Here is a 14,450-nt window from a genome sequence, read left to right on the forward strand (position 1 = left end):
CTGATCGCCTCATCTTCGATAAGGCTCCAACAGATACAGTGTAATTAGAGAGTAGGGTCAGACCGAAGGTCAGACCCTGGTGTGTTTAATGACTACAACAAGCTTTTCCCGCAAATTTTCTGTCGCACCTATGATGGATTGGACGACACGTGATTGTCGATTTTTCCATCGTCTGATGTCGCGCCATACTTTGCTGTATACCGAGATGGTGACGACGGGTGCGCTGATTCATAACGACCCTGCTCGCTGGTTGGACTACAACGCGGAAGAGCACCCGCTTGCTCTGCAACTTGGCGGTAGCAACCCTGCGGATCTCGCCAAGTGCTCCAAGTTTGCCGAAGAGTGGGGTTACGATGAGGTTAACCTTAATGTGGGCTGCCCATCGGATCGTGTCCAGAACAATATGATCGGTGCCTGCTTAATGGCACACCCTCAGTTAGTTAAAGAGTGTTTGGGAGAGATGCAGGCTGCGGTATCGATTCCTGTGACCGTTAAGCACCGTTTAGGCATAGATGATCTCGACAGCTACGAGTTGTTAGAACAGTTCGTCGAGACGGTTGCAGAGAGTGGCATCACCAGCTTCACCATCCACGCTCGTAAAGCCATTCTGGATGGCTTAAGCCCTAAACAGAACCGCGAAGTACCACCGCTTATCTACGACAATGTCTATAAGATCAAACAGCGCTTTCCAGAGTTAGAGGTTGTGATCAACGGTGGCATCAAAACATTGGATGAGTGCGAAGAGCACCTGCAGCATGTAGATGGTGTGATGATTGGGCGTGAAGCTTACCAAAACCCCTACCCGCTTCTGAGCCAAGTAGAGTCGAGACTCTTTGGTGAAACTGGCACACCGCTTGCTAGAACCGAAGTGGCAGAACAGTTCATCCCTTACATTGAACGTGCCATGGCCAATGGCAATTCGCTCTATGGTGTGGTGAAACATTTGCTAGGACTATTTCATGGCGAGCGCGGTGGTAAGCAGTTTAGACGCCATCTCAGTCAAAACGGACATAAACGCGAAGCGGGTGTTGAAACCTTCCGCGAAGCTCTTAAATTTGTAACAGAGTAACGATACTCTAAGTCGATTAGCTACAAGGACGAGATAGATGAATCAACTAGACCAACTTAAATCCATGACCACCGTCGTTGCCGACACCGGTGACATTGATGCTATTCGACAGTTCACGCCACAGGATGCAACCACTAACCCCTCGCTGCTTCTGAAAGCGAGTGAAGATCCTAAGTACGCTCACCTGCTAGAACAGTCGATCAACTGGGCCAAAGCACAGGGTGGAAGCGACAGTGAGCAGTTAGCTAATATGACCGACTACCTCGCAGTTTTGATTGGCAGTGAGATCACTAAAATTGTACCGGGCTATATCTCTACAGAGGTCGATGCACGATTCTCGTTCGATACTCAAGCAACGCTTAAAAAGGCCTACCGTCTGATTGAGCTATATGAAGCGCAGGGCATTAGCAAAGACCGTGTACTGATTAAGATTGCTTCAACTTGGGAAGGCATTCAGGCAGCACGCGAACTGGAGAAGAACGGTATCCGTTGCAACCTGACACTTCTATTCGGTTTTGTTCAGGCTCAGGCGTGTGCCGATGCCGGTGCTTACCTAATTTCACCCTTTGTTGGTCGTATTCTTGATTGGTACAAAAAACAGAACCCAGAAGCAGACTTCTCTGGTGAAAATGATCCTGGTGTGCAGTCAGTAACTCGCATCTACAACTACTACAAAGCGAATGGCTACGACACCGTTGTCATGGGCGCCAGCTTCCGTAATACCGGCGAGATCATCTCTTTAGCGGGTTGTGATCGTCTCACCATTGGTCCAAGCCTACTTGAAGAGCTAGCTGCTGCGACAGGTTCTATCGAACAGCGTCTCGTTGCAGCGAATGCTAGCAGCCAGGATGCCAAAGTGGGCCCAACCGAATCAGCGTTCCGTTGGGGCATGAACGAAGACGCTATGGCGACTGAAAAGCTGTCAGAGGGTATTCGTAACTTCGCGATCGATCAGGTTAAGTTAGAGAAGCTGTTAGCTTCAAAAGCTTAAGGGTTGGAGCGGTCTTTCAAAGGCCGCGATGATATTTTAGGCTACTCTGAAATTGGCTTCATCAACCTCTCTGAGCGCCAAACTCTGACGACTGTAATCCAATTTTCTGTGATTCGATAAACGACTCGATATGGAGGACGGATGAGCTCCCTCAGTGTATCGACTTGGAACTCAGGAACAACTCGCCCCATTTTAGGGTTTTCTAACACCAACTCCATTGCGTGAATAAGATCACCCACTATCTCTTCGCCTCTCACCTCTAAACCTTCAGATTTGAAGTGTTCCAATATCTCTTTTAGATCCGTTCGAGCTGAGTAAGTGAATTTGATCTGCACGATTTAGATCCCGAGATCCGCTTTAAGCTCATCGAGGGTTAGAGTTTTCTCCTGCTTTTCTTCCAACAAACCTTTAGCGACGGCTTTAACAAACTCTAACTGATCACTCTGCTCTTCAAACTCAGCTAAGCTTTGAATAACAGCAACACCACGACCGCGACTGGTTAACAGAACAGGACGTTTGGCTGTTTGTGTATGTGTGACCACTTTTCCTGGATTAACCTTTAAATCCTTCAGCGGGACGATATCTTCTGAGAAACGCATTAAGAAACCTTTTAGCTGGACCTGTTAATAGAACCTTTATACTAGACATTAGTTTTTGATTCTGCAATTCGTTAGAGGAAGCTCGCTAAAGCTGGGATCACTCTAGATCTAATCGCTGCATCTGCGATAAAACTAAAACCACCTGTTGGAGCGGTCTTATAAAGGCCGCGATTTATTTTATTAGATTTTCTATCGCCTCATCTTCGATAAGGCTCCAACGTAGTCGTAGATAGACTCAAAAGTTGGGGGCGATTAAACTGAGTGCATGAAATTAAATGCAGATTTAGGCGAACGCGTTAACGGTAAACTGCTTGGCATGGATGCTGAGCTTATGCCGCTGCTTGATCAGGCTAATATCGCTTGCGGCGTGCATGCTGGCGATCTGAAGACCATGCGCGACACCCTGCGACTCGCAAAAGAGTACGGCGTCGAAGTAGGCGCACACCCCTCCTACCCTGACTCTGAAAACTTTGGTCGCACCTCTATGACTCTGCCTAGGGAAGAGTTGATTGAGGTGATCACCCATCAGGTCGATACCCTCAGTCAGATAGCTGAAGAGGAGCAATACCCGATTCACTACGTGAAGCCACACGGTGCACTTTATAACGATATGATGGCTGATAGTGAGCTGTTTGATACTGTTTTGGATGCTATCAAGCGCTGCTCAAAACCACTCAAACTGATGCTATTAGCCAACGACAAACACACTGAGTTTTCGGCTTTGGCCGATCGTAAAAAGGTTGAACTGATCTTTGAAGCCTTTGCCGATCGCGCTTACACTGACCAAGGTCAGTTGGTCTCCAGAGGCCAAGCCCATGCGGTCCATGCGGCGTCTGATGCAATTAATCAAGTGCTTCGATTAGTTGAGGAAGGGGTTATCCTGTCTGAAAACAGCCACCCTTTAATATTCCCTGTCGAATCAATCTGCGTGCATGGTGATAATCCAGAGGCGCTTAAGGTTGTGCAACAGATTCGAGCGCTAATCTAATGGCACAGTGGCGATTTGAGACCGCCTCAGAGTGCGCCATCATGATCTACTTTGATGGTGAGCTGAGTGTTTCATTAAATGAGTCTGTTGGGCAGCTCAACTCACTACTTATAGAGCGACTAGCGCCTATTCTTATCGATTTGGTTCCATCCTATAGCTCTATTTTGCTGAGCTATGATGTCTGTAAAATAAGTGAGTCCGAGCTCAAACAGGCTCTAATCCTTCTGCAACAGGAGCCTTTAGAAGCCGGTCAATCGATTAACCCATCATTGGTCCACCTGCCGGTCTGGTACTCTGAAGAGGTCGGTCAGGATCTAGAGCGTGTGGCACAACAGTCCCGCCTGGAAGTTGATCAGGTGATTAAGATCCACAGCGGTACTGACTACCGAGCCTTTGCACTGGGGTTTGCTCCTGGGTTTGCTTATCTAGGCGAAGTAGACCAACGCATCGCAACTCCAAGACTGGAAACGCCAAGAGTCTCTGTACCTGCTGGGTCTGTTGCCATCGCCGATCAACAGACGGCTGTCTACCCTGCTGCGTCACCGGGTGGCTGGAATATTATTGGTCAATGTCCGGTTGAGCTGTTTAATCCAACTCAAGCACCCTACTCTCTGATTCAGCCTGCCGATCGGGTTCGATTTGTCTCCGTCAATCAGGATACATTTGAGCGGATCAAACAGTGCCCAGAACACTGGTCTCTGTCGGAGGGCAGTTATGTCTAGCTGGACGATCACTAAGGTACTTGGTCAGGTTGCGATTCAAGATAACGGACGAACCGGATTTGCTCATTTAGGGATAACCGAATCAGGCGCGGCCGATAAGTGGGCGATGCGCTGCGCCAATGCACTGGTGGGTAATGCGGAATCTGAACCAGTTTTAGAGATCACGCTAGGTGGTTTTGCGTTTACCAGTGGTTGTGACGTCAGTCTGGCCGTCACCGGTGCAAAAGCGCCTCTGCTTCTTAACGACACTCCAGTAGACCAGTATCAGACCATTAAACTGCACAAAGGTGATCGGTTTGAAATCAAACCCGCTTCACAAGGGGCTCGCCTCTATTTAGCGGCATCGGGTGGGTTTGATACAGAGAGACTGTTTGGCAGCGCCTCGACCTGCACCCGAGAAGGCTTAGGCTATGCTTTATCAGTCGGTGATAATCTAACGCTATTAATTCCAACCATCACTGATTCGGTGGCTCTTTCAGTCGATCAAATTCCACAGTTTAAACGCTCGATTCGATTGGGCTTAGTGAAAGGGTTACAGAGCCACCTTTATGACTGGCAGGCTTTTAATCGTTTTTTCCAAACGCGTTTTGAAGTCTCTCCACTGACGGATCGAATGGGTTGTCGATTGATAGCCGACACCCCTATCAAGCCACCTATCGGTGGTATTCGATCAGAAGGTATCAATCTAGGCGCCGTTCAAATACCGGCCGATGGCCACCCCATCATTATGCTCAATGATCACCAAACGATCGGGGGATATATGAAGATCGGCTCGACCTGCCGAGCCGATCTAGCACTTCTAGCCCAAGCCACACCTGGGACCGAGGTTTTCTTCTACCCGATCTCTGTCGAGCATGCACAGCATCGCCTTAGACATCAGCTAAAACGCGTTCCTAAGCTGGTTTAACTGTTGGAGCCTTATCGCAGATGAGGCGATTGGAACTTTAACCGAGAACTTCGCGGCCTATTCTAGACCGCTCCAACTAGGGAACGGGACGAACTGTTGGAGCCTTATCGTAGATGAGGCGATTAAGACTTAAATCGAGAGTATCGCGGCCTTTGCAAGACTGCTATAACTGGGGAGCGGGTTTAACTGTTGGAGCCTTATCGCAGATGAGGCGATTGAGCTTGAATCTGGATTTTTCGCGGCCTATTCTAGACCGCTCCTACGGTGGGGCAGGCGTTATTTTTGGCACTCTAGGACTTCGACTAGGCCTTTGAACTCGTCTCGGTTTTTGTCGTTTAGGTCAATGAGAATGCGGTGGGCTTCGATGATTTTAGCGCGCACGGCTTCGTCGGACTCTTGAACGAATGGCACTTCGGTTAGATCTTTCTTACTGGTGGGCAGCTCTTCTAGAAGCAGGAAGATGTGATCGAATCCCATGGCGTATAGGATTTTGGTGATGTCTGGGTTGGTTGATACGATGGTTGGACGGGGCATATCACATTTGGCGCTTTTAACGGCCAGCTTTGCGATCAGTCCAAGAGAGGTGCTGTCGATATTGGTGGTCTCGGTCAGATCGATCAATGTATGAGTGACATCATCTCGACTGAGCATTGAGCGCAGGTGTTGATCTATTGTTGAGCAGAGCGTCAGACGCACATCACCAATAAATTTAACCACATAGTGGCCATCTTGAAAGGCGAACAACAAGCCGCCATCTGTCGTTAACATCGACGTGAAACCATCATTATTGCAACATCATCAGGCAACTCCGCCTCTTCATCTACGACCCGTTTTAACAAAGTCTCTGGAGAGGGCTGTTCAGCCTGACACAACCGGAGCAGATTCTGCTCTTTCTCTTCGAGTTTGTCACCCTTTATGATCTCTAAAATACCGTCCGAAAAGAGGTAGATTGAGAAGTCAGAAGCCAATTCGCAGCGGTGCTCTTCATAGAGCGGCTCTTCAAACAGCCCCACTGGCATTCCCCGCCCTTCTAAGTAGTGCGCTTTATCGCCCTGCACTAACACCATAGAGGGGTGATGCCCACCTATACTATAGGTCAGTTTTGCGGCTTTGGTATCAACCACACCAATCAACATCGTCATGTGCTTACCAAAACTGGTCAGTAGAATCTCTTTATTGAAGTGCTCTAACAGCTGTTGTGGATTCTCCAACCGATCACTTTCGCCTTTAAAGTAGGCTCGTTGTAGGCGATTGGTCATGTTTTTCAGTAGTACTGTCACCAGTGCGGACGAGGCTCCGTGTCCTGACACATCAGCCAAATAGAATAGATACTGATCGTTTTTCAGCGGAATCAGATCGATAAAGTCACCGCTCAACAGAAGTGAGGGTCGCAACAGATATTCGCAGCTAAGCGATTCATCAAGCGATTGATGAGTAGGCGGCAGCAGTCGCTGCTGAATTTGCGCAGCCGCATCCTGATCGGCTTTTAGCTCTTCTAAACTCTGGCTCAGTGAATCTCTTAAGTAGCGCGCCGATTCAATCGCGATGGCACGGTCTAGTTGGCGATCTAATGAGCGCACCAGACTTAACGGGTCATTGCGCACTTCATCAAGACTGAACACACCATCGGCCCCATTACGAAGGGCTCGCACGAGCGTGTTTTGTTCAAGCTGAGAGATAAATGCGATGGTCGGTTTTGGACTGACTCGTTGCGCTAATTCACTGAGTTGCTGAGTTTCAGGAAAGGAGTGGAAATCGAAAAAGAGAAGCGAGGTAGAGTGGTGTTCTAGATAATCTTCGACGGCATCGAGTGTCGCGCAGGTGGCCAATCTAAGACCATCCACCTGGCTCAATTCACAAAGATCAAAAATAGCATCTATGGTCTCGGTATCCGAGGAGTAGATTAAAATTCGAGTCTCTTGTGAATCCATCGCAGGTTTCGTCAAACAAGTAGCAACATATTAAGTACCGAGACTACTCCTGCGAAGGTGTGAAGTAAACTGCTGTTAGAAGTCGTCTGCGTTGTACTCTACACGACCATCATTGACTTCGAATTCACGCTTCTGCAGGTAGGCATCTCGAATGAACGTGTAACGATCACCCGTAACAACCCCTTCACGATCAAGCAACGACGCACGCTTATCAACCACTTTCAGCGCTTTTAAGCCGTAGCGTAGCTCTTCAGACTCAACCTGGTTCAGTGGGTCTAGGTACATATCGGGAATAATACCTACCCCATCACGAACAGTGGAAGGTCCAAACAGAGGCAGAACAAGGTAAGGGCCTGATTCAACACCCCATGCACCTAAGGTTTGTCCAAAGTCTTCATCGTTTTTAGGAATATCCATGGCTGATGCCACATCAAACAGACCACCAATACCGATGGTGGTGTTGATGAGAACGCGCGATAGATCCTGGGTTGCTTCAACGGGTTTAAGCTGAAGAACGTTATTAAAGAAGGTGACCACATCACGCAGATTATCAAAGAAGTTACTGACGCCCTGCTCGGCCACATCTGGCATGATAAAACGGTAACCTTGAGCAACCGGCTTAAGAATGGCGCGATCTAGGGATTCATTAAAGTTGAAGACACCACGGTTAAAGCCTTCCCAAGGGTCATTTAACTCCGAATCTTGAGCCACTGCTGTGACCGAATTGAGTGACAGACTCAGTACAAAAAGAGCCAACAACTTATTTAAAACGTTCATTAAAAACTACCTAATTATCCGTTAGCGCCTAACCAATGATTTATGAAGTATAGGCCAAGAATTCTTTAATGGATCTATTATCCAGAAACTTCTGTGAACCTCTGCTTAAGACGCTTCTCAGAAATTTTAAATTCTGTGCCAAGCTCTTGAGCAAACAGTGAGACTCGGTACTCTTCGATCCACCACTTAAAGTCGATCAACTCGCTACCCACTTCGCCAGTATCACGCGCTTTGGCAACGGCTGCTTCATACTGTTGTTGCCATTTAACCAGCTCATCCGACCACAAAACCTGCTGGCGTAGGGTTCTTTGGTACTTATCTAATCGCACTTCAATCGCTTTGAGGTAGCGCGGTAGATGTGCCAGCCACTGCGGTGGCGTCTCGGTGAGGTAGGTTTTATCAATCAATCGATCAAGTTGCGCACGAATGTCATTCAGTACCGGTACCGTCTCTAATGAGACCTTACCGTTCAACGTCTTCGATATGCGATGCACGCGTTGATGAAGTTCTATGACAAAGGCTGCAATGGTTTTGGCCTGCTCATGCAGATCGGCTCTCACCCGATCTCGAGTTTGGCTAAACTCCGACTCACTGGTAGGCAGATTATCCTGATCGATCAGGCTCAATGCCGCGGCCATGATGATCTGCTCTTGCAGGAAGCGTTCATTATATTTCTTACCCGCCTGCAGAATCGCTTGCGCCAAATTAGGCAGGCTTTTACGAATATCTTTAACCTGAGTTTGCAGTGAGATCAGCACCAAACGTGCCACACCTCGATGTGACTGGCGTTGTGCATCCAAGGGCTGGCTCAATAGGGTCAGCTCGACATTCTCACCCTTATCGATCAGTGCAGGGTAGGCTTCAACTTCGATACCGCCTGCATGTTTAACGGTTTTCTGTTTATCGAGTTTGCCAAAACTCCACTCCGTTAGTTCTGTCTCACCCCAACTCTGTTTAGGTGCTTGCTGAATCGCTGTCTGTGCCGCATCACCCAGTTTACGTTGTAGCTCGGACCAATCACGCCCCTGCCCTAATAGGTTCCCCTGTTCATCGATTACGCGAATATTGGCTTGATGAATCGGTTCAAGCTGCACACTTTTCAGCTGATCCACCTGAACACGGTGCCCAGTCAGACGCAGCAGCTGCAGTGACACAGCCTCAAACAGGTCACCATCACCAAACGCCAGTTTCTCCATTAACTCAGTGACATAGTTGGGGATCGGCACAAACTGTTTACGCTCAGCCTTAGGCAGGCCACGCAGCAACGCCTCAAGCTTGGCGGCCAACATACCCGGTACCAGCCAGGCTAGACGTTCGGTACTGAGTCTGGGCAGCAGTGGCAGAGGGCAATCAATACTCAAGCCATCATCGACCGCACCTAACTCAAATTTGTAGCTCAGTTTTAAAGGCGCACCCTCGATCAACAATACTTCTGGGTACTGTTCATCTCGAACATGATCTGCCGAGCGTTGCAGCACATCCTGCTCGGTCAAAAAGAGCAGCTTAGGGGAGGCCTGTTCTGCTTTTTTGCGCCAAGATTCAAACCCAGCTCCGTTGACGATATCTGATCCCGCGTGTTGATCCAGACGCTCTAAGTAGAACTGAAACAGTGTCTCTTCATCGACCAACAGATCGCGTCGGCGCGACTTATCCTCAAGCGCGGCAACGGACTCTAAAAGATCTCGATTGTGTTGGAAAAACGGCGCCTTAGTCTGATATTCACCCTCGACCAGTGCACTTCGAATGAAAATTTCATGGGAGACTTCGCGATCGATCGGACCATAGTGCACCTTACGTTTAGGCACAATAACTAGGCCGTAAAGTCTGACCTGCTCACTGGCCACTACCTGAGCACGTTTTTTCTCCCAATGCGGCTCTAAGTAGCTACGTTTGATGAGGTGCTTAGCCAAGGGCTCAACCCACTCTGGGTTAATCTCGGCAAGGGTATGAGCAAACAGCTGACTGGTCTCAATCATCTCTGCAGCGACCACCCACTTCGGTGCCTGCTTAAATACGCCTGAGCCAGGGAATATTTTAAAGCGGCGGTTACGCGCACCAAGATACTCACCACGCTCCTGCTTGAAACCGAGGTGTCCCAAGAAACCCGAGATAATTGCTCGATGAACCTGATCGTAACTGGCCGGTTCACTGTTCTCTTTCAGATCAAGCGACTTGATGCTCAGATGCAGCTGTCGATGCAGATCTCGCCACTCTCGCATTCTTAGGTAGCTAAGGTAGTGTTTAGTACACCACTTGCGCAGTTGATTCTGGCTCAGCTCAAGGCGTTGCTCCTCAAAGGCATTCCACAAATTAATCAGAGTGATGAAATCGGACTTCTCGTCATGGAACAACTTGTGTTTTTCATCGGCTGCTTGGCGCTTATTCTGCGGACGCTCGCGAGGGTCTTGGACACTCAGTGCACTGGTAACGATCAATATCTCACGCAGTGAGTGCTGACGACCCGCTTCAACAATAATACGTGCAATCCTTGGGTCGACAGGCAAGCGCGCCAGCTGTTTACCCAAATTGGTGATTGAACGCTTTGCATCGACCGCTTGCAGTTCTTCAAGCAGTTTATAACCATCATTGATGAAGCGTTTATCGGGTGGATCGATAAAGGGAAAACGATCAATATCACCCAATCGAAGTTGCAGCATCTGCAGAATAACGGAGGCGAGATTGGTTCTACGAATTTCCGCATCGGTGAACTCAGGACGAGAGAGAAAATCCTCTTCCGAGTAGAGTCGAATGCAGGTGCCGGGAGCTACTCGCCCACAGCGACCTGCACGCTGGTTGGCGCTCGCTTGTGACACTGGCTCAATCGGTAAGCGCTGTACCTTAGATCGATAACTGTAGCGCGACATGCGAACCAGACCGGGGTCAATGACATAACGAATCCCCGGCACTGTCACGGAGGTCTCTGCCACGTTGGTGGCTAAGACGATACGACGCCCTGCTGAGCGACCCGAGGTAAAGACCTTGTTCTGTTCCGCTAACGACAGCCTTGCATAGAGCGGCATAATCTCGACATCTCTGAGATCAGCCCTGCGCAATTTCTCTGCACTCTCTCGAATCTCTCGTTCACCCGGTAAAAAGATCAGAATGTCGCCAGGCATACCACTCGGTTTAGCTCTGTCGATGGCAATGAGTTCATCGACAGCGTTGAGAATGCCCTGCTGAATATCACCACTCGCCTCATCATCCTCATCCGTGGATTCGTTCAATGGGCGGTAGAGTGTCTCTACCGGGAAGGTTCTTCCGGAGACCTCTATCACAGGTGCATCACCAAAGTGTTTCGAGAAACGCTGCACATCGATGGTTGCAGAGGTAATGATCAACTTAAGATCGGGGCGTTTAGGCAAAATTCGTTTGAAGTAGCCCAATAAGAAGTCGATATTGAGGCTGCGCTCATGCGCCTCATCGATGATGATGACTTCGTATTTGTTCAGGTATCGATCGTGCTGAGTTTCGGCCAGAAGGATACCGTCCGTCATCAGTTTAATCTGAGTCTCTTCGCCAATCTGATCGTGGAATCGAACTTGATAACCGACTCTAGAGCCCAGTTCAGTTTTCAACTCTTCAGCAATGCGACTGGCAACCGTGCGCGCGGCTAATCGTCGTGGCTGTGTATGTCCAATCAACCCTTTACAGCCTAACCCCAACTCTAGGCAGAGTTTTGGCAACTGGGTCGTTTTACCGGACCCGGTTTCACCTGCGACCACCACCACTTGGTTATGCTGGATTGCATCGAGTATCTCTTGGCGTGCACCCGTCACCGGCAGGTCTGGGTAGTCGATCGGTAGCAGAGCTTTTTCGGTCTTCTGCGCCACTATCGCTTCCGATCGCTCTATGCGTTCAACCGCCTTTTGCAGTGCCGTTTCATCGATTTCTGCTGCCTCGGAGAGTCGTTCCAATGCACGACGAATAGGGTATTGGTCGCGTATTTGGCAACGCTCGAGGCGGTCAATAAACGGTTTTAATGTCGGATGCACAATGGGACTCATAATTTTTGATAGCCGCGAATTTTACCCAACTGGTAAAAAGGCTGCCAGAGAAGCGATTAAATAGTTGGTTTGGCCCAAGGGTTAGGGTTAATCAACCAGTCCCGATCGTAATACTCGACCGACAGAGCTATGGGGCAGAGCCCGTCTCAGCTCAATAAGATGTGGGACTTTATAGGCCGTTAAACGTTGACGACAGTAGTTACGGATCATTTTCTGCGTCAAACGACGGTTGTTGGTCACTACGAATAGACGGAGCTTGATTTCGCCATCCTCCTGATAACTGCCGAAGGCACAATCGGTGATGTCAGGGTGCTGGGAGATGAGCGCTTCGACTTCAGAGGGGTAAATCTTAAAGTTTCCAACCAGTGAGATGACATCAGACTGGCGCTCAATCATATGCAGTGAACCATCTGGGTCCACACGTCCTATATCACCTGTCCTAAACCAACCTTGCTCAAACTGGGTGTCAACTTGACCGGCATACCCCAACATCACTTGGGGGCCTCTAATGCAGATCTCTCCTGCACTGCCTTGAGGCAGTTCACTGCCAGACTCATCTTGAATACGTACCTCAGTCTCTTGCAGCGGTCGACCGACTGCGCCGGTCACGAACCTGCCACTCGAGTCCAGCGTCACAACGGGTGAACACTCGGTTAGGCCATAGCCCTGCGAGATAACGCAGTGAGTGATCGCTTGCCATTGATCACCAATGGCTTGATTGAGTGGTGCACCACCTGACAGAGTGCATTTGAGCATTGAGAAGTCGAGTTGAGGAAAGAGCGGATGCTGTACTAAGCCCATAAAGAGTGGAGCCACACCGGCAAACAGGGTCGGGCGAAAACGATCAAACAGCTCTGCAATGTGATTGATCTCTTTGACATCCGATGCCATCTCAACCACCCCACCCTGACACCAGGTCATTAAACAGATCATTGAGGGGTAGCTATGATAGATCGGCAAGGGCATCAGTAATCTTTGCGGGCCAGAGATACCGATATCTACAAGCCGATGATTTAACTGCCCAACATTACTGAGCAGGTTTCTGTGACTCAATTGCACCGCTTTTGCCTGCCCCGTGGTAGCGCTGGTCAGCTGTATCATTGCCACCTCATCCACCTCTGATCGTGCACTGAGCATCAAGGAGTCTGAGTGATAGACAATCGCTTCACGAAATTGAAAATCCGCCAAATTGGGTGAGCGTTTGCATATATGGCGCCAAAGTCGCTTAAGTGGAAACAGAAACCAATTTGAAAAGTCTTCAGGGGAGCAGCTTACAGTGGTTAGGCCATGGCCTCGACGGACTGCTAATTCGGCTAAGTTAGAGTGTGAGTGACAGGCAATCAGTGCCTTGGCTTGCGTCAGTTTCGCGACCCGCTCTAACTCGGTGATATCAGCGGAGGTTGTCAAACAGACTGGAACCAAACCGACACGCCAAAGCGACATTAACAGCACCGGGTAGTGAGCACCATTGGGCATCTGAACAATGACTCTATCCCCTGCTGAGAGGTTTAGAACCTCGACAAACCATTGTGACACGGCGCGGCAGTGACCATTCAGCTCAGAGAAGGATAGCTGTGTATTACCCTCCCGTACGGCAGGTGCATTGGCGTATTGGTTTGATAACCATTGAGGCAGTTGCGAAAGGCTGTTTATTGAGAGGGGCAATTGAGACATCTTATTCACTGCGATAGAAGCAGGTCTCTCCCTCTTTGAATACCCGAGCTTCACCTGACTGAATAGGCTGCCATACCTCGTTATCGGTCAGTGGCTCTGTCGCGATCACTGTGACGATATCGTTCTCCTGTGTCTCCCCTCTAAAATCGACCGTCAAATCACAATCTTTTAGCTGAGCGACACCAAAAGGCGCGCGCCGGGTAATCCAATGCAATTTAGTAGTGCAGTATGAGAAGAGCCAGTCGGAGTCACACAGCAGCATATTGAAAACCCCTAGCGCACGAAGCTTATGACAGCACTGGGTAATCAATTCAAACAGAGGTTCCGATTTTTGGGGAGGTTCTGGAAAGGCTAGTCGAACCTGATCCAACAACCAACAGAAGGCATACTCCGAATCGGTGGTACCCACTGGTTTGTAAAAGCGTAGAGGCCAATCAAAAATCACCGGATCCAACTGTCCGTTGTGGGCAAAGGTCCAGGTAAAACCCCAGAGTTCGCGACTGAATGGGTGGGTATTTTCTAGATTGACTGAACCTACATTGGCTTGGCGAATATGGCTGATGACGTTCTTGCTTTTGATCGGGTAGTGACAGACCAACTGAGCAATGGGTGAGTCGACACTGGGTTGCGGGTCATGAAAGGCTCGCTGAGCCTTTCCTTCGTAGAAACCGATACCCCATCCATCCTTGTGCGGTCCAGTACCACCGCCACGCTGCATCAAGCCGGCGAAACTGAAACAGATATCGGTGGGTACATTAGCACTCATACCCATTAACTCACACATAGCG

At 49.2% G+C, this 14,450-nt stretch carries 13 protein-coding genes; 5 read left to right on the forward strand and 8 right to left on the reverse strand.

What is annotated here, in order from left to right; translation table 11 throughout:
* Positions 1-88 precede the first annotated feature (88 nt).
* Together dusA and tal are read left to right on the forward strand one after the other, a co-directional pair.
* On the forward strand, positions 89-1,069 hold the full coding sequence (dusA, locus tag XMG59_RS02545; RefSeq protein ID WP_173498164.1) for a tRNA dihydrouridine(20/20a) synthase DusA: 981 nt from the start codon (positions 89-91) through the stop codon (positions 1,067-1,069).
* Positions 1,070-1,106: 37 nt separating this feature from the next.
* Positions 1,107-2,060, forward strand: a complete 954-nt coding sequence (gene tal, locus XMG59_RS02550; protein WP_173498165.1) for a transaldolase — start codon at positions 1,107-1,109, stop codon at positions 2,058-2,060.
* A gap of 41 nt (positions 2,061-2,101) precedes the next feature.
* Here tal and XMG59_RS02555 read toward each other — a convergent pair whose 3' ends face one another.
* Together XMG59_RS02555 and XMG59_RS02560 are read right to left on the reverse strand one after the other, a co-directional pair.
* On the reverse strand, positions 2,102-2,395 hold the full coding sequence (locus tag XMG59_RS02555) for a type II toxin-antitoxin system RelE/ParE family toxin (protein ID WP_173488610.1): 294 nt from the start codon (positions 2,393-2,395) through the stop codon (positions 2,102-2,104).
* Between the two features lie 3 nt (positions 2,396-2,398).
* A complete protein-coding gene (locus XMG59_RS02560; protein WP_173480608.1) occupies positions 2,399-2,659 on the reverse strand; it encodes a type II toxin-antitoxin system Phd/YefM family antitoxin in 261 nt (86 codons plus the stop codon).
* A gap of 265 nt (positions 2,660-2,924) precedes the next feature.
* Here XMG59_RS02560 and XMG59_RS02565 point away from each other — a divergent pair, with 265 nt between their 5' ends.
* Genes XMG59_RS02565 through XMG59_RS02575 form a run of 3 tightly spaced genes read left to right on the forward strand, consistent with a single transcriptional unit; the run spans position 2,925 to position 5,276 of the window.
* On the forward strand, positions 2,925-3,647 hold the full coding sequence (locus tag XMG59_RS02565) for a 5-oxoprolinase subunit PxpA (RefSeq protein WP_173480607.1): 723 nt from the start codon (positions 2,925-2,927) through the stop codon (positions 3,645-3,647).
* Positions 3,647-4,369, forward strand: coding sequence for a 5-oxoprolinase subunit PxpB (gene pxpB / locus XMG59_RS02570; RefSeq protein ID WP_173480606.1), 723 nt, complete (start codon positions 3,647-3,649; stop codon positions 4,367-4,369). Before XMG59_RS02565 ends, pxpB begins: the two co-directional genes overlap by 1 nt.
* The gene (locus tag XMG59_RS02575) at positions 4,362-5,276 is read left to right on the forward strand and encodes a biotin-dependent carboxyltransferase family protein (protein WP_173498166.1); all 915 of its coding nucleotides are present in this window, start codon (positions 4,362-4,364) and stop codon (positions 5,274-5,276) included. The genes pxpB and XMG59_RS02575 overlap by 8 nt, the downstream gene beginning before the upstream one ends.
* A gap of 276 nt (positions 5,277-5,552) precedes the next feature.
* Here XMG59_RS02575 and XMG59_RS02580 read toward each other — a convergent pair whose 3' ends face one another.
* The 6 genes from XMG59_RS02580 to XMG59_RS02605 all read right to left on the reverse strand — a co-directional run bounded on the left by XMG59_RS02580 (position 5,553) and on the right by XMG59_RS02605 (position 14,446).
* Positions 5,553-6,044 carry an STAS domain-containing protein gene (locus tag XMG59_RS02580; RefSeq protein WP_173480603.1) on the reverse strand — a complete coding sequence of 164 codons (492 nt, stop codon included), beginning with the start codon at positions 6,042-6,044 and terminating at the stop codon, positions 5,553-5,555.
* Positions 6,038-7,207 carry a PP2C family protein-serine/threonine phosphatase gene (locus tag XMG59_RS02585; protein WP_173498167.1) on the reverse strand — a complete coding sequence of 390 codons (1,170 nt, stop codon included), beginning with the start codon at positions 7,205-7,207 and terminating at the stop codon, positions 6,038-6,040. Before XMG59_RS02585 ends, XMG59_RS02580 begins: the two co-directional genes overlap by 7 nt.
* Positions 7,208-7,282: 75 nt before the next feature.
* Complete coding sequence (locus XMG59_RS02590; protein ID WP_173498168.1) at positions 7,283-7,984, reverse strand: VacJ family lipoprotein; 702 nt, start codon at positions 7,982-7,984, stop codon at positions 7,283-7,285.
* 77 nt (positions 7,985-8,061) lie between these two features.
* On the reverse strand, positions 8,062-11,976 hold the full coding sequence (gene hrpA / locus XMG59_RS02595; RefSeq protein WP_371731411.1) for an ATP-dependent RNA helicase HrpA: 3,915 nt from the start codon (positions 11,974-11,976) through the stop codon (positions 8,062-8,064).
* A gap of 99 nt (positions 11,977-12,075) precedes the next feature.
* Positions 12,076-13,662 (reverse strand): AMP-binding protein, encoded by a 1,587-nt coding sequence (locus XMG59_RS02600; RefSeq protein ID WP_173480599.1) that lies wholly within the window; start codon positions 13,660-13,662, stop codon positions 12,076-12,078.
* Between the two features lies 1 nt (position 13,663).
* A complete protein-coding gene (locus XMG59_RS02605) occupies positions 13,664-14,446 on the reverse strand; it encodes a class II glutamine amidotransferase (RefSeq protein ID WP_173480598.1) in 783 nt (260 codons plus the stop codon).
* Positions 14,447-14,450 lie beyond the last annotated feature (4 nt).

This window comes from Marinobacterium sp. xm-g-59, from assembly GCF_013283315.1.
Lineage (GTDB): Bacteria > Pseudomonadota > Gammaproteobacteria > Pseudomonadales > Balneatricaceae > Marinobacterium_E.